The organism is Halalkaliarchaeum desulfuricum (genome assembly GCF_002952775.1).
GTDB classification, from domain to species: domain Archaea; phylum Halobacteriota; class Halobacteria; order Halobacteriales; family Haloferacaceae; genus Halalkaliarchaeum; species Halalkaliarchaeum desulfuricum.
This window is the reverse complement of record NZ_CP025066.1, coordinates 1,690,343-1,714,619: the sequence shown is the minus strand read 5'-3', so window position 1 is coordinate 1,714,619 and position 24,277 is coordinate 1,690,343. Positions and strand designations below refer to the sequence as shown.

The 24,277-nt window shown below is 59.0% G+C and carries 25 protein-coding genes and 4 pseudogenes; 11 read left to right on the top strand and 18 right to left on the bottom strand.

Annotated features, from left to right (window positions below):
• Window positions 1–91: 91 nt before the first annotated feature.
• Window positions 92–817, bottom strand: coding sequence for a recombinase family protein (locus AArcSl_RS08510; protein WP_161945926.1), 726 nt, complete (start codon window positions 815–817; stop codon window positions 92–94).
• A 553-nt stretch (window positions 818–1,370) separates the two neighbouring features.
• Between AArcSl_RS08510 and AArcSl_RS08505 the strand changes: the two are divergent.
• The 6 genes and pseudogenes from AArcSl_RS08505 to AArcSl_RS08480 all read left to right on the top strand — a co-directional run.
• Window positions 1,371–1,712, top strand: a pseudogene (locus tag AArcSl_RS08505) (winged helix-turn-helix domain-containing protein); the annotation flags it as partial.
• A gap of 146 nt (window positions 1,713–1,858) precedes the next feature.
• Window positions 1,859–2,155: a hypothetical protein gene (locus tag AArcSl_RS08500; RefSeq protein ID WP_133412147.1), complete on the top strand. Its 297-nt coding sequence runs from the start codon at window positions 1,859–1,861 to the stop codon at window positions 2,153–2,155.
• A gap of 251 nt (window positions 2,156–2,406) precedes the next feature.
• On the top strand, window positions 2,407–2,997 hold the full coding sequence (locus AArcSl_RS08495; RefSeq protein WP_119817690.1) for a helix-turn-helix domain-containing protein: 591 nt from the start codon (window positions 2,407–2,409) through the stop codon (window positions 2,995–2,997).
• Window positions 2,998–3,063: 66 nt separating this feature from the next.
• Window positions 3,064–3,507, top strand: a complete 444-nt coding sequence (locus tag AArcSl_RS08490; RefSeq protein ID WP_119817687.1) for a DUF4870 domain-containing protein — start codon at window positions 3,064–3,066, stop codon at window positions 3,505–3,507.
• A gap of 5 nt (window positions 3,508–3,512) precedes the next feature.
• A complete protein-coding gene (locus tag AArcSl_RS08485) occupies window positions 3,513–4,367 on the top strand; it encodes a DUF4870 domain-containing protein (RefSeq protein ID WP_119817684.1) in 855 nt (284 codons plus the stop codon).
• A 204-nt stretch (window positions 4,368–4,571) separates the two neighbouring features.
• On the top strand, window positions 4,572–5,102 hold the full coding sequence (locus tag AArcSl_RS08480) for a hypothetical protein (protein ID WP_119821836.1): 531 nt from the start codon (window positions 4,572–4,574) through the stop codon (window positions 5,100–5,102).
• 420 nt (window positions 5,103–5,522) lie between these two features.
• On the opposite strand, the gene AArcSl_RS08475 is transcribed toward AArcSl_RS08480, so the two are convergent.
• The 10 genes and pseudogenes from AArcSl_RS08475 to AArcSl_RS17780 all read right to left on the bottom strand — a co-directional run.
• Window positions 5,523–7,136 carry a hypothetical protein gene (locus AArcSl_RS08475; protein ID WP_119817681.1) on the bottom strand — a complete coding sequence of 538 codons (1,614 nt, stop codon included), beginning with the start codon at window positions 7,134–7,136 and terminating at the stop codon, window positions 5,523–5,525.
• Window positions 7,133–7,954, bottom strand: a complete 822-nt coding sequence (locus tag AArcSl_RS08470; protein WP_119817679.1) for an ABC transporter ATP-binding protein — start codon at window positions 7,952–7,954, stop codon at window positions 7,133–7,135. The genes AArcSl_RS08475 and AArcSl_RS08470 overlap by 4 nt, the downstream gene beginning before the upstream one ends.
• A 37-nt stretch (window positions 7,955–7,991) precedes the next feature.
• Window positions 7,992–8,711, bottom strand: a complete 720-nt coding sequence (locus AArcSl_RS08465) for a hypothetical protein (RefSeq protein WP_119817676.1) — start codon at window positions 8,709–8,711, stop codon at window positions 7,992–7,994.
• The gene (locus tag AArcSl_RS08460; RefSeq protein WP_119817673.1) at window positions 8,711–9,592 is read right to left on the bottom strand and encodes a DUF7847 domain-containing protein; all 882 of its coding nucleotides are present in this window, start codon (window positions 9,590–9,592) and stop codon (window positions 8,711–8,713) included. The genes AArcSl_RS08465 and AArcSl_RS08460 overlap by 1 nt, the downstream gene beginning before the upstream one ends.
• A 178-nt stretch (window positions 9,593–9,770) precedes the next feature.
• On the bottom strand, window positions 9,771–10,286 hold the full coding sequence (locus AArcSl_RS08455; RefSeq protein WP_119817670.1) for a hypothetical protein: 516 nt from the start codon (window positions 10,284–10,286) through the stop codon (window positions 9,771–9,773).
• On the bottom strand, window positions 10,283–11,104 hold the full coding sequence (locus AArcSl_RS08450; protein ID WP_119817666.1) for a hypothetical protein: 822 nt from the start codon (window positions 11,102–11,104) through the stop codon (window positions 10,283–10,285). Before AArcSl_RS08450 ends, AArcSl_RS08455 begins: the two co-directional genes overlap by 4 nt.
• Before the next feature lie 10 nt (window positions 11,105–11,114).
• The gene (locus tag AArcSl_RS08445; RefSeq protein ID WP_119817663.1) at window positions 11,115–11,651 is read right to left on the bottom strand and encodes a YccS family putative transporter; all 537 of its coding nucleotides are present in this window, start codon (window positions 11,649–11,651) and stop codon (window positions 11,115–11,117) included.
• Window positions 11,652–11,754: 103 nt separating this feature from the next.
• Complete coding sequence (locus AArcSl_RS08440; RefSeq protein ID WP_119817660.1) at window positions 11,755–12,546, bottom strand: hypothetical protein; 792 nt, start codon at window positions 12,544–12,546, stop codon at window positions 11,755–11,757.
• Window positions 12,547–12,813: 267 nt separating this feature from the next.
• Complete coding sequence (locus AArcSl_RS08435) at window positions 12,814–13,416, bottom strand: TetR/AcrR family transcriptional regulator (protein ID WP_119817657.1); 603 nt, start codon at window positions 13,414–13,416, stop codon at window positions 12,814–12,816.
• Between the two features lie 851 nt (window positions 13,417–14,267).
• A pseudogene (locus AArcSl_RS17780) lies at window positions 14,268–14,385 on the bottom strand (RNA-guided endonuclease InsQ/TnpB family protein); the annotation flags it as partial.
• Window position 14,386: 1 nt separating this feature from the next.
• Here AArcSl_RS17780 and AArcSl_RS17775 point away from each other — a divergent pair.
• Window positions 14,387–14,527 (top strand): annotated as a pseudogene (locus AArcSl_RS17775) (MBL fold metallo-hydrolase); the annotation flags it as partial.
• Between the two features lie 80 nt (window positions 14,528–14,607).
• On the opposite strand, the pseudogene AArcSl_RS08420 reads toward AArcSl_RS17775, so the two are convergent.
• Window positions 14,608–14,856 (bottom strand): annotated as a pseudogene (locus AArcSl_RS08420) (site-specific integrase); the annotation flags it as partial.
• A 52-nt stretch (window positions 14,857–14,908) separates the two neighbouring features.
• Between AArcSl_RS08420 and AArcSl_RS08415 the strand changes: the two are divergent.
• From AArcSl_RS08415 to AArcSl_RS08405, 3 genes are all read left to right on the top strand, one after another.
• Window positions 14,909–16,081, top strand: coding sequence for an ISH3 family transposase (locus tag AArcSl_RS08415; RefSeq protein WP_119817653.1), 1,173 nt, complete (start codon window positions 14,909–14,911; stop codon window positions 16,079–16,081).
• A 291-nt stretch (window positions 16,082–16,372) separates the two neighbouring features.
• Window positions 16,373–16,969 carry a preprotein translocase subunit SecD family protein gene (locus AArcSl_RS08410; RefSeq protein ID WP_133412145.1) on the top strand — a complete coding sequence of 199 codons (597 nt, stop codon included), beginning with the start codon at window positions 16,373–16,375 and terminating at the stop codon, window positions 16,967–16,969.
• A gap of 71 nt (window positions 16,970–17,040) precedes the next feature.
• A complete protein-coding gene (locus tag AArcSl_RS08405) occupies window positions 17,041–17,937 on the top strand; it encodes a DUF3267 domain-containing protein (protein WP_119817647.1) in 897 nt (298 codons plus the stop codon).
• A 239-nt stretch (window positions 17,938–18,176) separates the two neighbouring features.
• Here the strand turns inward: AArcSl_RS08405 and AArcSl_RS08400 are convergent, their stop codons facing one another.
• Window positions 18,177–18,659, bottom strand: coding sequence for a GNAT family N-acetyltransferase (locus tag AArcSl_RS08400; RefSeq protein WP_119817644.1), 483 nt, complete (start codon window positions 18,657–18,659; stop codon window positions 18,177–18,179).
• A 175-nt stretch (window positions 18,660–18,834) separates the two neighbouring features.
• Between AArcSl_RS08400 and AArcSl_RS08395 the strand changes: the two genes are divergently transcribed.
• The gene (locus AArcSl_RS08395) at window positions 18,835–19,218 is read left to right on the top strand and encodes a hypothetical protein (protein ID WP_119817641.1); all 384 of its coding nucleotides are present in this window, start codon (window positions 18,835–18,837) and stop codon (window positions 19,216–19,218) included.
• A 327-nt stretch (window positions 19,219–19,545) separates the two neighbouring features.
• Here AArcSl_RS08395 and AArcSl_RS17855 read toward each other — a convergent pair whose 3' ends face one another.
• From AArcSl_RS17855 to AArcSl_RS08380, 5 genes are all read right to left on the bottom strand, one after another.
• The gene (locus tag AArcSl_RS17855; protein ID WP_449267266.1) at window positions 19,546–19,695 is read right to left on the bottom strand and encodes a DUF7837 family putative zinc-binding protein; all 150 of its coding nucleotides are present in this window, start codon (window positions 19,693–19,695) and stop codon (window positions 19,546–19,548) included.
• A gap of 116 nt (window positions 19,696–19,811) precedes the next feature.
• Window positions 19,812–21,635 (bottom strand): hypothetical protein, encoded by a 1,824-nt coding sequence (locus tag AArcSl_RS08390; RefSeq protein ID WP_119817638.1) that lies wholly within the window; start codon window positions 21,633–21,635, stop codon window positions 19,812–19,814.
• On the bottom strand, window positions 21,632–21,781 hold the full coding sequence (locus AArcSl_RS16815) for a hypothetical protein (RefSeq protein WP_154670811.1): 150 nt from the start codon (window positions 21,779–21,781) through the stop codon (window positions 21,632–21,634). The genes AArcSl_RS08390 and AArcSl_RS16815 overlap by 4 nt, the downstream gene beginning before the upstream one ends.
• Window positions 21,782–21,786: 5 nt before the next feature.
• Window positions 21,787–23,307, bottom strand: a complete 1,521-nt coding sequence (locus AArcSl_RS08385; RefSeq protein WP_119817635.1) for a hypothetical protein — start codon at window positions 23,305–23,307, stop codon at window positions 21,787–21,789.
• Entirely contained in the window at window positions 23,304–24,275 is a 972-nt protein-coding gene (locus AArcSl_RS08380; protein WP_119817632.1) for a hypothetical protein, read from the bottom strand. The genes AArcSl_RS08385 and AArcSl_RS08380 overlap by 4 nt, the downstream gene beginning before the upstream one ends.
• Window positions 24,276–24,277: the final 2 nt, after the last annotated feature.

The window sequence follows — 24,277 nt, the reverse complement described above, 5'->3', positions numbered from 1 at the left end:
TTGCGGTCGGTCTTTTTGCGTCCCATGTCTTGTTTCACGCTCATATGGCGTAGCAGCGTTTCCATCGAGTCATGGTTGACGGAGCACTGAGTCATCTATCGAGCGCAGTATCGACACGATCGTCTGCTGCCTCTCCCTCAAGATACCACTGCCGCCGCTCGGAATTCTTATCGACCGTCGAGAGCGTCCGGCGGGTAAACCGCGTACTCTTCGCGACCGATCGATACGACTCGCCGGCATCCAGCCGTTCGAGCGCATCACAGACAGCCTCGAACTCCTCGATGTCGACGACGAGATACCCCTCCTCGTTCGTCTCGAAGCCGACCGGCGGCCGCCCGGTCCACTTCCCCTCCCGCTGGGCGTGCGTCACGCCGCGCCGAATTCGACGCACGGTCTGCTTGCGTTCTTCCTCCATCCACACCGAGAGCATCTTCGCGAAGAACTGACTCATCGGATCGTCGGCGTCGATGCGGTCGATCATATCGTCCAGCAGGTGGATCGTCACGTCCTGGGCGACGGCCTCGTCGATGAACGCTGCGCTCGTGGCCGTCCGCCGGGCCAGTCGCGAGAGCTCGGGCAACACGACATCGGTGTACTCGCCGGCTTCGACGGCGGCGACGAGCTGCTGGAAGTCCGCCCGATCGTCGCGACTCCCGCTTTCGTCGCGATCGACGTAGGCGTCGACTGTACTCGGATCCACGTCTCGATCGCGCAGCCACGCGGCGACGCTTTCGAGCTGGGATGCTTGCCCACTGTCCTGCTTGTCGGTGGAGACGCGAACGTAGTACGCCCACGACTCCTCGGATTCGGTTGTCATTGGAACTGGAACTGAAATTGGTCGATTCGCGGGGTGGGTTTCTCCCCACCCGCTGGTACTTATAAAAGCCGGTACTTTTCCGCCACTGGTGGAGAAGCATATGGTTCTCCACAGGGCCATAACGAAATTCGTCGGGTCTGAAAGGACAAAGTCCGCACTAGTTGTGGATTGATCCTCGACCACTGGGGCATCTGACCGAGATACGGGGGTGGGGGTTTGCTCCGCTTGCAGCATTTTCTGCCTCTTTGCCCAGTGCTGACGGGTTTGGTGTTGTTCATAGGCCAAGGGGGAACCGACTCATCGCGATCGCCAGGTTGCGTCAAGAATCTTGATTGAGGCTGCGAACGCTGTTTGATTCACGATACTCGAGAAAACTGCCCTCGCCAGGAACGGCTACTGACCACTAAAAATATACCAGGGAACAGATATGTAAAATCACTCGTGCAAGATGGAATGCGCGAATGTTGCACTGGGATTGGGATATTTTGAATTTATATACTATCTGGTATGATGTGTATAGACCATGAAGTCATCAATTCGCGGTCTTTCCGACCGACACCATCTCAAAGAAACCTACGACGTCGAGTACTCGATTCCGAGCTGTCGGCGGTTGCTCAAGGAAGCTGGCCTCAGCTATCAGAAACCGCGTCCGGAAAACGCCAAAGCCGAGCCGGAAGACCGTGAGGAGTTCGACGAAACCCTCAAAAAAAAGCGTAGGGAGATGGATGCCACAGTAGTCTGTATCGACCAGACGAAAACCTCAGTGAATGGCGATACAACGCAAGCCTGGTTTCAACGGAATTCACGACCCAGCGTGGAACTTTCGGGATTGCGCGACTGGACGTGTTTGCTCGGTGCGGTGACTGATGATGGCCGATTGTTTTTCTCGCGGTTTCGCGGACGAATGGTGGGGGGGTCGTCACTCTTCGATGACACCCCGGTGGGGTCCTCGTCGGCGTTTTCCTCCTTTTCCTGGCAGGATTGTTCGCGTTCGGCGGCGTCTGGATCCTCGTAATCGCGCTGTGCGTTGCAACTGTATTCGTGCCGATAGCCCTTGGACAGACCGACTACTGGCTTCGACACGGTGGTGTCGAGTATCGAACCGACGGTGAAGCCATCGTCGCGTACGATCGCCTCTTTCGGACGCCACTATGGCGTGTCGAGCCGTGGGACGAACTCGACCTCTGGGTGGAATCCGACCGTGTCGACAACTGCTTCAGAACGTCGACGATCGTCGTGGAACTTCGTGATCGAACGCTGGGACTGCCTCACCTCAGCGATCCGGCCCCGATTCTCGACACGTTCGATCGACGTCCGAACTGCTCCCAAGTAGAATAAGATCTGTTGAGTGACCGAAGACCGAAATATGACCGAATGCGGAGTCTGTTCCCGAGCTTCAAGTACCGGTTGTCCGGTGTGAATGCAATCCGGTCGTCTTTTCCCAACTTTTGAACGTATCGGGACTGCGTACTTCGTTTTATCACTTCGTTAACACGGTTGGATCTTGTTTCACGGCCGTCAAACGACGATTCATGGGGATAAAATCCCCGCGTTGTTTTAATCACCCCCGTGAACAATGCGGTAATACCGTGTCCGCGATTCCGCCCTGGATCGACGAACGGATCGAGCGGAACCTCGACAATGCGCTCACGCAGGAGCACGTCGTCGAGACGATGTTGGAGTCCGACCGACCGTTCTTCTCGATCCGCCAGTTGCATGCGCGTATCAAACCCGACGTCAGTCGGGCCACTGTCCGTAACCGCCTCCGGGAGCTACAGGAAATCGACGTGGTCGCGACGGAGACGTATCCCGACTCGATCACGCTGTACTACATCAACTATCCGGAGTCGGAGTGGCCACTCTCGCCTGAAGGTGAACGCGCGCTGCATGCAGATACCCCGTTGGATCGGCTCTCCACCCGCGGATTCCTCACCCTCTCGGACACGGCAGGAATCCGCACCCTGGTGCTCGCTGGCTTCCAGTTGAGCCTGGTACTGTTCGCGCTCGGCGGCGTTCTCACGATTAGTGGGAGCGACATCACCGGTACGCAGAGCGATATCGTCCTCTGGGACACCGCGTTCGATCTCCTGCTCGTGAGTCTAGCGTTGCTTGTCGTCGAGCGAGTCGTTCGATCGGTTCGCGACAAGTACGGCCCATTGAACCTTTTCCCGTCAACGTAAAGGAAGCACACGAATCCCTGCATGTCAGCACACGAATCGCCAAAAATCACAGCCATTCATACAGCCATGACATCCACATCCAGCACATCCGGTCCTGAACTGCTCGACGAACGCTCTCTCGGCGGCATCTTTGTCCACCTACTCGGACTGTTGACCGGGTTCCTCGGTCCAGCCGTCGTTTACGTGGTCTCGGATCACGAATATACACGGACGAATGCTCGACATGCGCTGAACTGGCACATCACTGTGTTCGTGCTGTCGATCGTTGCTATGGTGACGTTCTTTCTCGGTGCAGACGAACTCACCGTAGGCGGGGAACCGGTCGAACTGTCCTTACTCCCAGCGCCGCTCGATACGGTGTTCGGGATCGTCGGGATGATTTTGGTGGTCATCATGATGATCGCCCTCCTTCTTACGTTCGTTTACACTATCGTAGCGACACTGAAGGCGATTTTCGGGTCCATCTGGCCGTATCCCGGTTCGGTCGACTTCGTCGGGTGGTTCCACTGAGATCCATGCCCTCCGATTGCACCCATGAACCGACCCCAGCGACCCAGGGGCCGAAACTCCTCGAGGAGCGGACGATTGGCGGCATCCTTGTCCACTTTGTAGCGATTCCAACCGGCGTTGCCGGCGCAGGGATCGTATATCTCCTCGCTACAAATGAATTCACGAAGCGAAACGCTCGAAACGCCCTCGATTGGCATCTCACCGTTTTGGCGCTGACGGTCGTCACGTTCGGGTCCCTGTTCACCTACGCCGAGTTCACGGGACAGGGCGTCACCGACGTCGCCACACTTCCTTCTCCCGTGTCCACGATCGCCAGCGTCGTGATTCCCACACTTCTCACGCTTTGGTTCCTCGTCACGTTCTGGACGTTCTTCGTCGGGCTCATTGCCATGGGGAAAGCAACGTTCGGTACCGCGTGGCGCTATCCCTTATCGCCGGCGCTCGTCGATCGGTACGGCTCCGAACTTGATTTCCCCAGTAAATGGCCCTTTGTCATTTTTGTGTACGTCGTTCTGCTGCCGCTCGTCATCTGGGGTGTGTTCTTCGGCTCGACGGATGGTGCTGCGTTCTTTCTCTCGGCCTTCGGACTGCTCGGTCTGATTATGCTGCTAACCCCGTTGACGGCGGTTGCGATGTACCTGCACGGCGAGCGAGATCAGTCCCGAAACACCGACTGGAAGCCGCACGTCGCAGCGTTCGTCGGCACTCCGATTCTGATCGCGGCTGCCGGATACGTGATCTCACGAGTCTTCACCGAGTCGATGTATCCCCCAGGAGACGCAATGTACGTGTTTCTCGCCGCGTTCTGGGTCTCGTCAATCGTGTACTTGGTTCGGTGGTGGATGACCGCGTCGAATTGACGTTCGCTAGTTGTCCACTCTGGCTCAGCAGCTCAAAAGCTGACACGTTGTAGAGAAGGTATGAGGAGTAGTGCTGATTGGGATCTATGGTGCTTTACAGTCATGCGACCTGAGACAAATGTAAAGCCATTACGTTCCAATAGTTGTTTTTACATTATGAATAGACGAGAGATGATCCAGATGAGTTTGGGAACGGTTGGGCTAATGCTCACAGTCGGTTGCACGGACCTCGAGTCAGGAACGAGCGACGACGATCTCGAACCGGAACTGCCATCAGCCGATGAGATTCAGTCGATACTCGATGGCGAGTGGAAACAGGACGACGAGTCAATCACCGCACCGCTCTCCGATGAGGCGACCTATCTCACAGCGTTCTCCCACGCCCCTGAAGACGACGAGATGGCCACTCTAACAGACCAATACTCGCGTATCGACGTCGCCGGCTTGGTACAACTGCTCGTCTGGACACATGACGATTCCGACGACGCAACGGAGCGATACGAGGAACATCCGGATCAGCAACGCAACCTTGAGGCGGCAGATATCGCTACCGAGAGTCTCGCTGGCGGCGTCAGCCCGTCCGGTAAGCCGACGCAATTTCGTGTCCTTTTCCGGGACGGGAACGCCGTAGGTTGGGTCTCCTATTGGACGTTCCGTACTCAATCGCCGGAGGAATACGAAACAACCGGGATTAAGTTAGCTGAGAGTGTCCACGGGTCTTGGAGTATCGAATGACCCCGATGATATAAGGTATTATCCTGTAGTGAATCTGTGTAATAATGGGGCCATCATGCTGCATTCATTCTAAAGATCTCACATATGTATTATAATATATTATTGATAAATTGATTCGGCATCTGTAAGATGCAGGGCGTATATTCAGCAGAGTGGTACTATTGATACTGATTTAGATGATCAAGTGTCTTGAGTATTAATAATCTGGGTCTTTCGGACATCTTCAGCCTGCTCTCAATCTTCGAATCGTAGCTGGAAGTTACCGTCCCACTCGTCTGTTGAGATCGCTTCCGCAAGCTCTGTTACGAAATATAGCCTCTATATTCAGCACAGCCGCAAAAACATATACTCTTAGAGGATTCAAACAGCGCGGTGAAACCGAAACCAACGCTGTACTCCAAGGGGCTATTAATGAGTAGTTCATCCGAGACGGTAGTCGCTAACGCGGTCGCGTGCGAGGTACATCGAGATGATGCCGATGAGACACGCGATCGCGGCCGACACGAGCGTTCCACCCAGACCGAACACGAATCGGTCGACACCGACGATCGAGGCGAGCGTGGGACCAGCAATACCGGAGTGAGCGACGACGGTCGGAAGGGCAACGACGATCACCACGATCGAGTAGATCGAAAACGCGAAGACGCTCGGAACGATCGCTTTCGTACTTCGAGAGACGCTGACCGCCTCGAAGCGAGGAAATCCAACGCCGATTCCGGTCGCGGTCGCTCCCGACGCCACTGATACGATGAGTGCCGAGACCCCGAGACTCGCAACGACCGGTACCGAATGCGGACTCAATAGTCCCGCGAAAACGGTTACCGCGACGGTCACCGGCGCTATCAGGAGTGCACCGGAAACGACGTGTCCGATAACTAACGATCGCTCGGGTGCTTTCGAGAGCAGCGTAACGGGGAGCGCTGCCCCCTGTTGGCCGAGCACGTTAAGCGCGAACAACGACCCGGCGATCCACGACCCACTGACCAGCAGCCACAACGGAAGCCCGGTTCCGACTTCGCCCGTTTGAACGGCGGTGACCATCGGCCCGGCGAGGACAATCAGCGGGTACAACGCGAACGACAACGATATCGGCGCGCGACGGGCACGTTTCCAATCGGCTGCGACGACGCCGACAACTGGCTGTGAAAACACTCGTGAGAGTAGGCTGAACCGGGATGACTCGTCAACAGATCGCTCAACCTCGTGGGTAACATGGACGCCTTCAGCGTACCAGAGCCACTCCGAGAGTCGGTACATCGCTACAACCGCTATGACGACGAACACGCCCGTGAATCCCACCGCACCTATCGCACGGAGCGGTGATGCGCCGGTGGCCAACCCCAGAGCCGCGAGGTCACCGAACCAGTCGATCGGTGTCGGCGCGAGCACCCGATAGATCGGCTCCAGAACCGACGCGAACGCGTTCGTGAAGATCAGCGCGAAGTACCCGATACCAAGCAGGACAAAAAACAGCGTTCGGAGGCGACTGAGCAGCCGCGATCGAACGCCGGCGTTTCTCACGCCGAGTGCGAGGAGAAATCCAGCGGGGATCCCAGTCACGAGGACGAAACACAGCGTGAGCAACACGGCGGGGATTGTGAGTATTGACCCGGCCCCGAGGGCAAACGCAACCGTTGCAGCGCTGCCGACCGTGACGAAGAACGCGGACCAGAGCACGAGTTCGGCGAGGACGAGGCCCCCGATCACGTCTCGGTGTGAGACCGTCGTCAACAACCCGTCGAGGTTGTCCGGACGGAGCGCGACGGCGTACGCGCGATACCCGCCAAACCCGACTACAACTATCCACCCATATACGAACGCCATCCGTATCCACTCGATGAGCGGTTCGGTCTCGCTTCCGGCGATGAATCCGCCAGCGAGATACGCACCGAACACGCCGCCGAACGAAAACGGAAGCAGCATGATAGCCACGAACGCGAGTGCCAACAGCTGCGTCGTGTTCGCTTTAATCGTCCGCCAACGACGCCGGAGTTCGATCCGGGCGACGAGCCGCGGCCGGGCCGCCCGCATCATCGGTCGTCGACCCGTGCATTCGATCGGTCCGTCATGTCTCCAGTATCCTCTGGGCCCGGTCCGGGGGCGATCGATTCGCGTTCGGCGGTGACCGAGAGGAACACGTCTTCAAGAGTAGTCCCTTCCTCAGCTTCCATCCGTGCGGTCAACTCCGCGGGCGCTCCCTCGGTAACGAGGTTGCCCTCGTAGAGGACGCCGACGACATCCGCGAGTTCCTCGACGACCGAGAGGATGTGCGTCGAGAGGAACACTGTGTGGCCGTCGTCAGTCAGTTCCGCGATGACGTCGAGGACGGTTCGGGCTGCTCGCGGGTCCAACCCGCTGGTCGGCTCGTCGAGGAAGACGACATCGGGCTCGTGCAACAACGCCTGAATCAGCCCGACCTTCTGGCGCATGCCCTTCGAGTAATCCTCAATCCGCTTGTCCGCATCATCGGTGAGATCGAACAGGTCCAACCAGTTCGTGATCCGGGTGTTCATCTCGACTGCGGGGAGATCGCGAAGCCGACCGAAATACTCGAGCTGTTCGCGACCGGTGAGCTCGTCGAAGACTGGAGGCTCCTCAGGGAGGTAGCCGATCGATTCTCTGATCGCATCGCGATCCGAGACAGGGTTCCCGTCGATCCACGCTTGGCCGTCAGTCGGTCGCGTCAGCGAGGTCAACATCCGCATCGTCGTCGTCTTCCCAGCCCCGTTCGGTCCGAGAAACCCGTACACCGTGCCGTGTGCAACGGTGAGATCGAGTCCGTCGACGGCGACTTCATTACCGAAGCGTTTCGTCAGGCTCTGCGTCTCAATGGCGTCTGTGTCTCGTGTCATCGTTCAGGGGCTGTAGTCTGTCGCGAGTTACAGTCGGTCATAGGACGATCCCTCCGAGCCCAGCAACGACCAACACCAACGCGATCACCGTCGGAAACGTCGCCCGCCGGAGCCGTGCGAGCGCAAACCATCTCGGGGAGCGATCGGTGATGACGAGGTTGTCCGTGAGAACAATCTCATTCTGCTGGCGTTTTGTGACTCCCGCGATAAGATACTCTTCGCCAGGGTCGATCCGACGTTCGATATAGCGCCGTGCTCCGAGCCCGGGAACGGCCCGTACCCATCCCGCGACCGGTTCGAGTCCGTCTCGCACATCGACGAATCGCTGAATCCGTTCGGGCAGTGATTCGGTCGCATCGACCGTGAAAACGGTCGATTCCGTATCGAGCACGAACCGTTTGGAAGACGGGACGACAATGAGGCCACCGGCCGGATCATCAAGCGTGAACGGGTGTGTCGCCACACCGTCATCGAGATGTACCTGAAACCACGGGACGCCGACTCCGAACGCTTGCCGTTCGGTAACTTCGAACTCGAATCCAAGGCACCGCATTCCCGTGAACGGAGCGGTAATGGTCTCGCTCGATTTGTTCGCAATTCCTTGACAAACGACAAAGGAGTCACTCTCCGTCACCTCGCTCGGGGCCTGTACGGTGGCACGGAGCACGCTCGGGACGACCATGAGCGGCCGGACCCCGTACCACCCGATCGCAAATCCGATCGCAATAAATCCGAGTCCAACGATGGTGTACAGCATCAATCCGACGGATTTGGGCTATCAAACTCATCGGCACTAATATCTGTCATCGTCGCACCCGATCCCGACGAGTCTTCCTCCATCCCGACGAGCGTTCGATAGAAGACGACGGAAAAGACGACGAAGAACGTCATGAACAGCGTGGTTCCGAGGATGGAAGCGCCGGATCCGAGTATCGCTGGTACGAGATCCGGCATCGGGGCGGGTTCGCCGGGAGCCGGCGCTGACGGGAAGGCAAACGAGATAACAAGCGCGAACAGCCCGCCAAACAGGCCGCCGACTACGAGTGAAAGGAGCCCATAGCCGATGACCGGTTTGATGTTGTGTCGAACGACGTGCACACTCCGCGAGAGTCCACCGACCGGGCCTTTCCCTTCAATAACGATCGCGTGTGCGTAGAAATGCACTGCGAACAGCGCGATCACGAACGCAAGGACGATCAACGCGAAGATGCCGCCGGCAGCGAGCAGCACGGGTAGACCGACGGCCTCCATTCCACCCGCCCCGAACACAACGATCGCGACGACCGCCACGATCGAGATGGCAACGCCGAACGCGAACGTAGCGGCAGTGATGAACAGGTACGCGATCAACACGGAGACGTAGAACTCCTTGACGTGGCTCCAGAACTGCCCGAGTGAGGTTGGGGTTCCAGCGGCTGCGTCGTCCGCGATGCCGATCGTGCCGGCGTAGAAGACGGGCGTTATGAATACGAATAGCGCCATCACGAGGAGGGATCCAACCAATGAGATTATTGGGTCGAGTGTCTCCAAGAACAATTGTGGAGTTTGCAGGACGGCGAAAATTGCCATCGGAACGAACAGTATCGGTTGCTCTCGAAGGAGCCGCGGGGCTTCTCGAAGGGCTTTCAGGAGGGCCATAGTTGGTGTAGTTACCAGAGGTTTATATAAACTACTAGAGATCCCACTCGAATAATGGAGATACCGATCGGTATATGCTAGATCCGCTGGATGTTCCACGAATCAAAAACAGTGGCACAGACGCCTTCGAACAGGCACCCGGAAGCGGGGTGAATGTGTTAGCGGATTCAGCCGTGGTTCAGTCCGTCTCATCCAGTAGGCTAACGGCATCTCTTGATGAACGGAACCAACCCAGCACAGTTCGACCGATTAGGAGCACGCCGAGCACGCTACCGACGACGACTGCAACCACCGGGGCAAGCATCACACCGCCTGTGTCAGCGATAGTGAGGACATATACGCTTCCGACTACCCACCAAAGCGTCATTCCGGCGAGTACGCCGAGGACAAACGACCATCCGATCCGTAGGAGATCCGTAACGCTGCCCTGCATTCGGTCACCTGAGCCCACAGCCGCCGAGACAAGCCGGATGCCGTGTCGAACCACTCGACCGAGGACTGATACTGCGAGAAGTCCCGGAGCAAGAAGCGTTGCAGGGACGAACACAGGACCGACGACCGTCGCCACGATCCCATCGTCGAACACGAATTCGGGTTCCATAATCCAGATGAGAGCAAGACCAACGGTGAGAACAGCGAGCACGGGTTCCACCGCCTGACGACGCGCTGTCGGCGAGAGCATCGTTCGGGTCATCCATCCACCTCATCGACCCCACCGAACCGTCCTGAAAGCCGCGACCGGAGAAGATCCTCAAGCAGGCCGAGGATCGCAAAGCCAACGGCGAGCGGCCCGAGCAGGAGGAGAAACACCGGTCCGCCTTCACCGCCGACGAACGTCTGGTTTAACAGGACCGGAACCACGAGCGTGAGGAAGCACGCGGGCGGTGTGACCAGTCCGCGGGCGACGGCGGCACCGACAGGAACCGCGGCAGCGAGCGCGGTCGTCACAGCGAGCACGGGAACGATTCCGGTCGGATTCACGCCAATACTCGCCATCCACCCCACGACAGCAATCCCAAATGTGCCGCCGACCGCGCCAGACACGAGGACCAATGCTCGACGACCGAATGGCATCGGCGGCAGGTTTCGGAGTCTCACGTCGCCGATCTCGTAGTGGTGGCGGAAGCCGAACTCGACGGCAGCGAAGACGACGACTGTAGCGAGCCACACGTACCACGTCCCCACGTAACTCGTCAAATACACGGAGCCGTCGACAACGAGGTGTCCGCCGAGTTCCGACCATTCCGGCGGTGGAGCAGCGATATCTCGATACGTCGCCCACGCGAGCAGCGTGGGAAGCCCGATAACTGGCGAAAGCAATCCCGTATGAGCCGAAAGAAGGACGACAAGGAAGCCGAATGTGAAGACGAACACCGCACTGAGGATTGAGGCGAGCGGCCACAGAGAGTCGGGTACGTGGCCGAGCCACCGGAACAGGAACTCAACGATCCCGAGATGGACAACGCCGCCGACCGTCGCAACGAGAAGTGTCCGGAATGAGGGTGTACTCATTACGAAGACCTCACTCGGATCCTCTCACGGCTGCTGTATATACCGATCCACTTACAGCTCCGACCGGGAACGTCACCCACCATGAAACCGCGAACGCGAGATAGACGACGCCGAACGAGAACGCCGCCGCACTCGCGGGTTCGGCGCCGGATAAGCCGAGCGCGGCGGACACCGTCAAGATGAGCGCGACGACCAGCAGGCTGGCGACGTACGTCCCGAGCGTCCCGAGTAAACCGGCCACTGGGCCGAAAAACGGGTGCTCAGACGGTAGGAGTCTCCAAACGACGACACCGACCACGAACGCGGTCGGGACCACTACCGGGACGGCGAGCCCGGCGAACGCGAACCACACGACCCCGTCGTTAGACGACAGCACCCCGACGGTTTCGCCAACGATAGCACCGATAGCGAATAGTATCGATGCGCCGAGGGCAGCACTTGCTGCCGCATAACCCGCACCGATATCCGGGAGATCCGCGCCGGGAAGTCGCCCGGGGCCGTATCGAGTACACGCGCGATGGAGGGGCTTCGTGGGGAGGGACCACATACGTGGTCTTTTTACGGGTGATGTCAAAGGATTTCCCCCTAGAGGCTCATCGAGACCGCGGTCTCGATCATGCTTGTTATAGGTGACGCCGGGAAGCTTGCGCTCACTCGGGGAGGGCGTTTGCTTTCGATGCGATCCGATCAAGGTACGTCGCTAACGAGGGAGGAACCGTCTCATACGCAGAGCCGAACTGTCGCCGTGCGGCCTCAATACGCTCTCTGATTGAAGTCTCGAGCGATTTATCCGACGGATGGCCGCCGTCGTCCGTGTCCATGACAATCCGACTATCCGGCGAGCTGTGACCCAGCCGAACGACCGCGATACCAATTGACGACCCGGCCCTCGTGAGTGCGGTCGCGTCGGCTTCATACTCCGTCCCGCTCAGGATACGGGCGAGGTTAACCGCTAACTGTCCCGTGACGGCCCCTGTCACCACCGGTGCGGATTCCTCGGTACCTTCGGGCCCTGTCGTCCCGAAGCCGCCGTCAGATGCGAGCCGGTCACTGAGCCTCCGGGTGGCATTCGAGACCGTCCCGATAGCCTGTTGGAGGGGCTCTGCTTCGCCGTGTTCGCTGCTGATCCGCTCGAACGACGTCGAGAGGAACCGATCGCCGGCAAGCAACGTTTCCGAGTCGCACTCTGGTACACCGTTATCAGGTCCATCAGGCGGAAGTTCCCGAACGAGTCCGTATGCGCAGAATAGTTCGACGCCGACTGCAGTCGAAATAGGTAGGTCACCTTTGCCAGTCAGTGATTGATGTGTACGGACGAACAGCTCACCGTACCAGTACTCCTCGGGTGCGTAGCGCTCCCAGATCTCCCGCGTCTTCGGGCGGAACTGTCGCGTACAGACACGGATCTCCTCGGCGAGTGATGTCTCATTACGGTGGTCCATTCTGGGTGTGATGGCTCGGGGAACTGCATTGCTGAACGTACCGTCAATATATAAAGATGGCTGGATTCTCCGGCAAGATCGACCGAGTATTGGCTCCGGAAAAGATTCCTCTTTCCGAGGGACTATACAGGCTCGTTCACTCTTTCGCGAGGCAAGACGCCAGTCATCGTCGGTGTCAGCGTCATGTTCACGCTGTCGTACCTTAGCGCCTATCAGGGAGAGCAGTCCATCCGTCGCTGCGACGGAGTACTCTCTTCGCGTTGCCGGTTAGTTTCCGCCGTCCGCCTTCAGTCGATCAAGGTGCATCTCAAGCGCGTCACGCGTGTCCGCGACCGAGAGCTCCTCGTCCGTCGTCAGGCGTCGAGTGCGGATCCCGAATAACAGCGATACGAGGATCTCAGCCTCCGCTTCCGGGTTGACATCGACGAAGACTCCCTCGTCGATCCCGCGGCGGAGGATTCCCACGATAACGTCTTGGAGGCTGCGGTCAACCCGCGTGTACTGCTCTCTGACCCGCTCGTTGTGTGGTGCTTCGCTCCGGAGTTCGAGCAACGCGATCTGAACCTGATAGGAGTCCTCCTCCAGGTCTGCGGGAACGAGTCTGTCCACTAGTGTGTGGAGTTGGGCCTCCGGTTCGTCCACTTCAATCTCGACGTCGCGGCGGAACCGTTGGAGCGCATACTCGAGGAATTCCGCAAGCAGATCCTCCTTGTCCTCATAGTGGTAGTAGAGGAGAGACTTGCTCTTGTCGAACTCGTCGGCGATCGATTGTACCGTGAGGTCGCCGTACCCGTGGGTGACCAGCGCCCGGTACGTCGCGTCCATGATCTCCTCTTTCAGCGGATCGAACTCCCGGACCGTCTCCGGCATGTTACGGACTCACCTCAAAGACCGGCGTGAACGGACGCATCTTATCAACGACACGCCTCCCGTGAGGTTAATACCACGGTTGGAGATCAGGTGGAGTCGAAGCAAAACCCGGAGGCTTCTAACGGTTGATTTTCGGGGGGAACAAGTCCCTTGTCCGCTATCTAAAATAATTTGATGACTCAATAAAATAGATATTTGGAGGACAATAACCTGTCAGAGGCCGCCACGTGCTCATGTCGGTTGCTCCGTAAATTCACTTACTCCATTAAGATGAAGGTCACCACCGGGTTAACGACCGAAGTATTCCTTTGTGATCCTGTGAATTGACAGCCAGCCAACTAAAGATCGTGAGTCACAGAAAATCATCAGTCACGTCGAGACGGATGCTGCGATACGCTCGGACTCGAACTCGGCGCGATCGTAATACTCGGCGTTGGACTCTCTGTGGGTCCTGACTTCCTCTCTGGAATTGCAAGTGGGCTCCTCATTGCCCTCTCCGTGTACTTTTTCGGGTTCGTCTTCCTCGATCGCTGAGCAACAGAGACCACGGGCGGCATAATACTCGCCCCGGTATTCGATCCGTCGGTAGAGTAATCGGTGCGCTTCTTTTCAGTCAAACCGCACTGTGATGTCCCCGGCCGACAAGAAACGCCGTCTGTGTCGCGAGAAGTCAAAGTTCTCGCTACGCCTTACTTATCATCCGGTGTAGTCGTTCGTTCCGGTCTTCGATCGGCGGATGTGTTGTCGTAAATCGCCTCGGTGTCAAGTGGTTCGAGAGACACCGTCTCTCGTCATCACGGAAGATCTCCGATCTTCCGAACGACCCCGAGACTTTCGCGTGGACTCCCGTTCTATGCCTCAACAGAGGCAGGGGGCACGTACTCCCCACTCACGTTCAGCGTCCCGCGATTCAAGCGCACATCTACGGGTGCGCCTCCGTCGCCTGCATTTTTGCCTGCGACGGAGATGAACGTATCTCGTCGACGTCGGACTGAATCAAGGTGACGGGGGATGATTCCCTGATCTGAGGGGACTCGATGAGGGACAAATAAACGCAGTATTTCTCACCCATGCTCATATTGACCACGTCGACTCACTCCCCCTGTTAGAGCGTCTCCAAAGCCGAAGACATCAGTCCGATTCATAGGACTGACTCTCTGGTGTCTACTTCATCTGCTGGAGATTTCAAATCTACGCGACATCATCAATTTCTTCAAGGGCCTCCGTGGCCACGTCGCCCAACTCGCCGGCCTCGATATGTGAGTACCGCTCTCGGACCATCTCCTCAGAGTTGTCGAGATATCGAGATGCGACCGTGTACCCGAAGGCCCGGACGAGGACCTCACCCATCCCACGTCGACCGCCATGGGGTGCGAGATAGTCGTGTTTCGGATGGGCGATGTCGATATCCGCTTCCTCGGTACTTCCCAACCGGCGTAATCAGTGGAATTGAATCGTCGGATTAACCACGAGAAAGTGTCTGGTTCTGGATGTGTTCAAGATCCCCGAACCAGACGGTTATCTTTCGGCATCGGACGTCAAAGATGTAGCGGAAGAAGTCATCACTCCACTCCCGTTGCCGGGTGTCGAGGGGAGCCCCCTCGACCCCGGCGACATCTGGCTCGTCGTCATATTAGCCTGCGTCAACGAGACCTCGATCTGGGAAACCTGCAAAGACACCGACGGAACGCCATGTGACGACACCACCCTCACGTGGCTCCACACCCTCAACCGTGAGTGGCTCGAAGTCGTCGCTAACCTCCTGCTTAAACGCCTTGCTATGACGATTCTCGACCGGTCTGGGTCGAGAATCGTCTCCATCGACTTCATCGACAATCCCTACCACGGTGATCACTACGTCGATGAAGGTGAACTCTGCTCGATGGCTCCGAAAGATGGCACGACCACGTGCCATCGGTACTGTACGGCATACGTTGTCTCAAACGAAAAGCCGGTGACTCTGGCGATGACGTTCGTCCGCAACGACGAAGACGAGGCCGACGCGGTCGAGCGCGTGCTCGCCCGCGTCGAGAACTATCCGTTCGAGATCGATCTTTTGCTTGCCGACAGCGGCTTCTACAACGAGCGCGTCATCCGCCGGTCTCGTGAGATCGCTGCAACGGTCGTTCACGTCCCCAAGAAGGGTGAGCGGATGAAGGACAAACTCGACGTCCACAAGTCGTACATGACGACCTACCGCATGTACAAGGACAGCGAGCGGGAACTGCGCTTCCCGCTCGCGGTCGCTGTTTCCTACCAGAACGGTAATCGGGGCAAGCACGGCGAGGTTGTCCGAGGCTACGTGGCTTGCGGCGTGACTGATCGATCAGCAAAGCAGGTCGAACGCCTCTACAGAAAGCGATCAGGCATCGAAACGAGCTACCGACTGCTTCGGCAAGCACGAGGGATCACGACGACACGTGATCCCGTCGTGCGGTTTGCGATCATGCTCGTTGCAGCGCTGCTGGAGAATCTGTGGTTGGTGCTGCGATGGGCGGTCGTCGCCCGCCCGCGGCGGGGCGGGCGCGACCTGCCCGAGGAGTTCACGTTCAAGACGTTCTGCGACTGGATTCGACACGAACTGGAAGCAGAGTTACGGCGTCGGTGGAGACTCAAGATGAATGGAGTTGGTGTGCCGGCGTCACAGGCTGTGGCCGCGGGCTGACCGGGGTCGGCCCACGGCCAGTCTGCCACGCCGTGAGCGACTGCTCTCTTCGATAGGCGGCAACAAGCGGGTGAGATCGTCCGTCTGAAGCGGTGTATCGCTTCTCTAGTCAGTTACTCTGCAGTCATGACGGGAGTTCGGCGTAGAACCATACAAGAAGTGACTATTTCAGGGCGTTCAGACACCGCTGTTTCGACTCGTTCGGGAAGTACCGTCTTTGGAGCTCAACTACTCGTATAGCTCTAAACACCCGTGTGACTGTCTATACTCTTTGCCAGTTCATAGCTGGCTATGGGCTTCTGTAACACAAATACTGACTTGAACCTTCGAGGAATTTTTCATGGCACCGGGGCTTCCGCATACTATATGAGACAGGTCCCTCGACGAGAGATGCTTACCCTCCTTAGTGGTACCGCTGTGATTGCTGCGAGTGGCTGTACACAGTTCAATGCGGATGATACCGAAGAATCAGGGCCAGAGAGCACGGACGATGACGAAGAGTCGGCACCAGAGATCGAAGCGACGTTTACAATTTCGGGCCCGGAGGGTGAGGAGTCCTTCTTTACAGTGGATGATATCGAGTCTATCGGCTCGGTTGAGGATCCGGACGAACAGTCGGCGTATGTCCTTCCCTTTCAGCTCACCGACGAAGGGACGGCCAAAGCAACGGATGCGTTTGAAACCGTTGGTGCAGCAGAGACACCAGAAGAGGCATCCGTCACCTACACCATCGAAGGGGATGTTGAAGTCGAGCAGACGTTCGGTGTCGCCCCTGGGCTTGCTGAAGCGATCGCAACAGGTGAGTGGGACGGAACCTTTCAACTGAGATTTGAAGACCGAGAGCAGGCTGAAGATGTCCACGAAGCGCTGAGGAAGAATCCTCAATAATCTGCACTCCATCCGTAGCGTCAGTAGATTCAATACGAGACGCTGAGAGCGTACGCTAACGAGGGACGATAGTGAGCGATCACCCTGACGAGGAGTTACTGGCGCAGTTCGGCCTGTCACGCTCACTTGTTCTCCAATGGACTGTTGTGAGTACGATCGGATTCCTGATCTCGGTCGTCGGATTTCTTGTCCTGTATTTTCTCGTGACCGGGGACGACACCGCGATGTCGCTGAGTCTGGGAATCGGGATCGAGAGCGTCTGGTGGTGGAACCTCGCGCTCTCATTTGTAACGCTCGTCGCCGTGATGGCGCTGGTCATCGTGCCTCACGAACTCTGTCACGGAATCGCTATCAAAGCCTACGGCGGACAGCCCCGATATGGGATGGGCGTCGCGTACTTTGTCTTCCCGTACGCATTTGCGACGACCGAGACACGGTTTTCTCGCAATCAGTTCCTGGTGATAGCGTTGGCTCCACTGGTGGTGTTGACGCTGATCGGCATACCGGTTATGATCCTCTTTGAGTGGCCATGGTTGGCTGTCCCGCTGGCACTCAATGCTGGTGGGGCTGTCGGCGACGTGTGGATGGCGTTACTACTCCTCAGTTATCCGTCCGAGGTGAGCGTCCTCGACAGCACGACCGGCCTCGAAATATACGGCCCTCCGGGATTGGACCGATGGGACACTGCTCCGGCAACCGTGGTTTGGGATCTACTCGTGGGATTCGCCGGAAGCGTCCTAATCGTTGCACTCATCGTAGGGGTGCTGGTGCCGTTCGTATTGGCAGCACTAGGTGTTGGATCGGTACTCTTGGGTATTCCAGATTCACCGCTGTTTATTTTTGAGTTCAGTCGAACGCCAGATGGCGTCGAATTCTCCGCTGGCCCGGGTATCGTTATAATCGGCGCGATTCTCGGATTGCTCTATGGGTACACTCGGGCACGCCAGCGCGGGAATGGCGCTTCGTGAGAGAACGATTGAGGGATCAGTCGGCAATACCGTCGATGATGTCGAACAATTCGCCAAATGGTGCGATGTATCTCACTGCTTCACCAACGAGGAGAAATCCAACATTATCTCGATTGCCAATGGCGGCAATAGGAAATCCAAGGAGCAACAGAAGAGAGACTCATTGAATACTTCTCAAGGTTCGGTTTCGACCAGAAAGACTCGAATCAGCCGATTGGTCAAGTGTTCGAATTGAGCACTTAGGACAGTTGCTTTGCCAGTTCAATACTCGGTATCTCGGGTGTGTCGGGGCCACTTGCATCAATTTCACGCTGCTTCTCGTATCCAAGTGTTTCGTAGAAGCCAACAGCGTTTAGCGACGCGGGAACGATCAGCACCTCTACGCCTTCCCGTCGAGCGATTGTTTCGAGTTCCTCAACGATTGTGCGCCCGACTCCCTGTCTTTTGTAGTCGGGATCAACAAATGTTGCGGCCAGTACGTTCTCGTCGAGATGGACACTCCCCCAGCCAACTATCTTTCCATCCAATTCAGCAATGATTGGACGACACGAATCGTCGGTGAACTCATCCTCAGGAATCGCTTCAGCACCTGGCTCAGCGGGTGCCAAGTGGGCAAGCTGTTCGTCTGTGTAGTGCTCATCTGCGTTCTCTCGAAGCGATTCTGATTGAATACGCGCCATCGCTGTTGCGTCCTCGGGAGACGCCTCTCGGAGAGACACCATTAATGAAAACGAGCAGGGAGCCACGATAATAATTTTCCCCGGATTAAGCAATCCTCCTTCCCATGTACTGACCAAAAGCGACCCAAACACGTCAGTTACTAAGAATCTCAACAGAGCCATCCATCCAAAACCACAGCGGCAGAGCGTATTTCCCTTCGAAGGACAATAGAGGAGTATGCCCTCTGGCTCAAACGACGACGAGACTGACCGATCACCGGCAGTGTTAGCTGGCCTTTCAGCTCTCGGTGTGGCGTTTGTAATCGCTGGTGTTGGGCTGTATTACGGGCTCGCAATCGATTCAATGCGGGTGTTCACCGCTGCAGCGGCGGCGATATTCGTGCTACTGGCTGTTTCGATGGTCATCATCATACGAAGTGAGCCTCTCTTCTCCCGAGAGAATGCGGTAATTTCAGTTTTCGTGTTCACCGCTATGGCGCTTTTTTTCGGATTGAGCACGTTTACTATGCTCCCGTTTCCCGTGTTAGTTGGGGTCCTCATCTTCGTTGGCGCAATTCTCCCCGGTATCGTGCTTCAGTATGGGCCCTCGATTATCAATTGAAAATACATCATTCGCGCTGTATTTTTCACCGGGTTTCTGATGAAGTCTTGATAAGATGAGCTTGAGTCCGGGACCTTACTCAACTATAGTAACCCAAGACCGACCCTCTCGATCCAAAGTTCCTCGATGATGTATTCGCCCCTTGTACACATCACTCACGTCCTGACACACTGGTGATAGTACTGTTCTCGACTGCAACATTCACGCTTTGTATCTCACAGACCGATTCTAACAAGAGGAGTATAGATTAACGCCTCCAATGGCTTGTGAATCTCTCCACCGATGGGTCTACCTTCCTATGACTACGAGTACCCGACGATTAACGGGTTATTGCGGGCGGACTGGTTGCTCGCATTCCGGGCATTCTGCAAACAGGCGTGGATCGCCGTCGACCTCGTACTCGATGAGGACTGCATCACGGCTCACTCTGGTGCCGCACAACGGGCAGGTGCCGAGGGAGGCAGTTGCTTGCGACATTGGGTGGGAAAGGGGGGAACTTGGACGCGTGTGACAGGCCCCAAGTTCCATCTAGCTCTTCGCATACCTCCCTAAAAGATCTGAGCCAGCCGTGGTGAAAGTGAAACTGAGAGCCGTCAGGACGATGGCACTAACAGTCCCTTTCGATACTGGACTGGCGTGGTCGGGCTCTTCGGCGCCCGATCGAGTTCCTCCTGTGCGATCTCTGGCGGCACCTGGCGCTCGAGACGGTCGGCAAGTCGATCGTAGTCGACGCCGTACTCCCGATGCACTGTCCCTTCAATCCAGCTTCGTGCCTCGGCTCTGAGCCGTCGTTCTGTTTCGGCTGGATCGACGATACCGTCCTCGGTGAGCATCCTGGCGTGAGCCGAGCCCACCGTCGGCCGGCGGCGTTCGTCGCGGAACGCCTCGCGGCACTGCTCGAGGACTGCATCGACCGGCCCCTCCTGGTCGGGCGCCGCGACGAGCGTTCCGTTGATGCGTGCGAGATGCTGACATGACCCCTTCGTTTCAACTCGATATGCGTGGACCACGACCTCGTGTGCCGCGTTCGAGGCCTCGGACAGTTCGACGCGATCGCGAAGCCGCAGCGACAGCTGCCACAGCCCAGCTGCAGCGACCCCGACGACCACGCCGATCACGACGCTCGCCGGCCGGCCGAAGCCCCACGGACGCGCGAGGAGGTACGCGAGGACGACCAGACCCAGCGGGACGGCGCGGCCGAACACGGCCGCCTGCCAGCCCCGCCTCGAGAGGACTTCCCGCAGCGCTGCCTGCACGTCGTCGGTCGCCTCGCGGACGACGTAGACGCCGGCAGCGACCACTCCCAGCGCGACGAGGACGACCAGCAGTTGGACAGCCGTCTCGGCGACGAGGAAGGCGCCCACCAGCTCGGGCAGACTCCCGATCGCGACCACGACCCAGACCGGGACGACCGGCGCCACGATCACGGCGAGGCCGATGCCGATCAGCCGGACGAGCAGCCGACCGCGGGTGTCGTCGTCGGCTGCCTGCCGGTACGATTCGAGGATCGCCGACCCCGCCCGGACTGCAGCGTAGCCGGCGGTCACCAGGATCCACAGGCCGACGCCGACCAGCACCAGCGCGCCCCAGTAGGCTGGCTCGGCGGCGGCGACCACCCGTGCGGCGCCGATCACGAGCATCGCCGCCACCCATCCGGCGCCGATCATGCCGGCGGCGAGCTTCGCGACCAGCGTCGGCGTCGGCAGCGGGAACGCCACCCGCTCGGCGCCGGCTCGATCGAACCGCACGATCCGACCGGCGACGGCGAGCAGCAGCACGCCGAAGAGCCACGGGCGGCGGTACACCCACTCGCCGACGAGGACGCCGATCACGAACAGCCACTCGGCCGTGGCGCCGATCACGGGCGTCGCTGCGATCCACACCTGCAGGATCGACAGCGCTGCCTGCGACTCCGTGATCGCAAGCATGGGCCACTCCTCGGGCGCCAGAGGCCGCGTCTCGACGAGCAGCCACTGGTAGAGCGTCTCGCTCGCGACGGCGACGGTGCCGAACACCAGCACCACCACCGCCAGCGCTGCGAACCGTCGTGCCGGTCGCGGGACGATCTCGAGGTACGGCCGGGCGGCCTCGCCGGCCTGTGCGCGGATCGAGCGGTACGCCTGCCGGAGGGTGACCACGTCCTCGACGGCGCCGGTCGCGTCGAACGCCCGGCGGATGTCCTCGCGACGGGCCTCGAGGTCCTCATCGCGGCTGATCCGCACCGTCCCCGGCGATCGGGCGGCGAGCTGGCGCCGAACGGAGGCGACGACCTCCGCCTCGTGGTCGTCGAGGCCGGTGTACCGCAGCCGCAGCGCCACGACCGCCGTGATCGCGAACGCCGCCGCAAGCAGCAGCACGCCCACCAGGAACTGCTCGGTGGTGATCGCCGGGACCGAGGGGTTGACCTGCAGGATCATCTTTCTCCTCCCGAACTGCTTGCTGTGTCGGTGTCAACCCTGTCGACATCAACGAGATTCTCTTCCGGCACGTTAGCATCCAACCACTCGTCCAGACGGTTGGGATCAATCTCAGTCTCGATGGTGATGTGGTAGGTGCCCTTCATCGCGATCACTCCTGCACCTGCCCGAGTTCGACCCGGTCCACCCAGTCGGCAATCTCCTCTTCGCGGTCGTAGGTTCGCAGCAGCATCTCGACGTGCTGGGCCTGATACCGAGCGGTCGGGACGCCCTCCCGCTCGCCGATGTGCCGCAGCGCTCGTAGCCACAGATTTAGGGCGTGTCGCACCGGCCGGACGCGACCGTCGCGATCGGTGTAGTCGTGATCGAGGACCGACTGCAGGAACTCGGTGAGGTACTTCGCGACCAGTTCTGGATCCTCGTCGAAGTCGCGACGCAGGTCGATATCGAGTCGCGACACGAGTTCGTCGACATCGACTTCGATCTCGAAGTCCCGATCGGCGTGCTCGGACAGATCGAACGCGACCAGCTCCGGATCGTCGAGCGAGATGCCCTCGATCACGTCCTGATCGGGATCATCCAACTCCCGGACTTCTGAAGCCCGGTTTTCGGGACGCGATCCCCGGGGTTCGAGCCGCCAAGATGCCCATTCAAACGTCCGGTCTGACTCACTTTCTCCACCACCGTCCGAAACGGGTTCGCGAACGGCGACGTGGGTGTCGCTCATCGCACGCAACCGATCGCGAAGCAGATACTCGGGGTCGAGCGCCGGCTGGATCGTCAACCACCCGTCCAACACGGTCTCGCCGAGGGTCTCCCGGAACGCGCGGGCGACATCGTCGGGGAAGATGTCGTTCCAGTCGAGCCCCTCGAGCGCGGCTTGCCGCTCGTGGGCCTCCATCGCGTCGAGCTGCTCCTCGAGGTCGGCCCGCTCGGCGTCGAGCTTGCGGCGGCGTCGCTGCTCGATGATGTCCTGGCGCCGGCTCCACAGGTGGGCGCCGACCGCCATCGCGACGATCACCAGTCCAGAGAGGGTGATGAACAGGGTAAGCAGGAGCGAGGTGAAGTCGCCGGTCAGCGCCTCGATCGGGTTGTGCCGGAGCCGCAGCAGGCCGAGCGCTGCGTCGGTCTCTTCTTCGATGTCGGCGTCGGTGCCTGCGATCCGCTCGGACTGGACGGCGTCTTCCCAGTTTTGCCACGACTGGGCGTCTTCGCGGATGTCTTCGACGACGCCAGTCTCGTAGTGCTGCATCGACGTCTGGTCGACGCGGAGGCGGGCCTCGTAGCGCGTCTCGACGGTCTCGGTCGTGGTCTCGTTATCCTCCTCGATCACCTGCGTCTCTTCGACCGCCCACCACAGCGAGTAGGTCGCGTCGGCCTCTGCCTCGAAGACCCACGCGTCGAGGTCGGGATGACGCTTCAGGGCGCCGCCATCCTCCTCGACGCCGTAGTCGACGACGCTGCCGTTCACGTTCTCGAGCGTGAGCAGCAACTCTGGGCCGCTGGCCTCGTACAGCGTGACGGTCCCGCTGTCGTCGGTGACGATACGATCGTCGATGTAGTGCGGCTGATCGATCTCCAACTCTGCCGATTGGACGTCGTCGACCGCGGCGGCCGCCGGGATCCCGACGAGGACCAGCACAACCAGCGCAGTGAGGACGAGTCGCTTCATTCGAACGCCTCCAGGCGATCCTCGAGTTCCTTGATCGTCGCCGTGCCCTTGCCGTTCGTCTGCTCCTGCCCGCTCTGGCCGTTCGAGTGCGGGTTCGAGACCTCCTGCACACGGGCGAGGCGATCGATGAACTGGTTGATCTCTTCGTCGGTACTCTGTCGCAGCCGGTCGCGGAGGTTCTCGACTTGCTGTTCGAGCATCTCGTTTTCGCGTTTGAGCTTCGGGAGATCGCGCTGGAGGTACATCTCGAGTTGGTCCTTCAGCTGGCGGTAGTTCTCGGCGGTCACCTGCTCGGGCGGGGTGCAAAACACGTCCGAGTAGCGACCGAACGCATCGACTTCGAGGCCGCCGGAGATCACCGACACGACCGTCCCGTAGGCGGTGTCTCGCACCTGCACCATCCCGTCGTCGACGCGGATCCGGACGGGATCCTCCGGGTTACGACCCTTCTTCGCGTGCGAGCGCGCCACGTCCTCGCCCAACTCGCGCAGGTACAGCGGCCGCGCCCGATCGCCGAGGAAGTCGAACCCCCGATAGGGGACAAACACGTTCGTCCCGTCCTCGCTGGTGTGGAACTCCCCGAGGAACGGCGTCACGCCCTCGCTGGTCGAGAGGATCAGCCAGTCGGAGCGGGTGATCACGCCGCGTTGATGCTGGATTCCCACGAGCAGTCCGGTCGCAAACGTTCCCAAGAGTACGGTGCCGGCCTGTACGACCACGTTCGAGAACAGTCCGATCGCGAGTTGGCTGCCCCATGCCCACAGGATCCCGATGATGGCTACGCCGAGCAGGCCAAGTGTCGCGAACGTGCGCGCGCTTCGTTTGAGCCGCTCGCCGAGGCCGATCGACGTGGTCGAGCTCCACTCTTCGAGGTCGATCTCCTCGTCTGGCGTTCGCGCCTCCTCGTCGTCGGGGAGGCGACTGTTCGGTTTGATCCGTCCGAGTGACTCCTTGATTTTAGCGTACATAA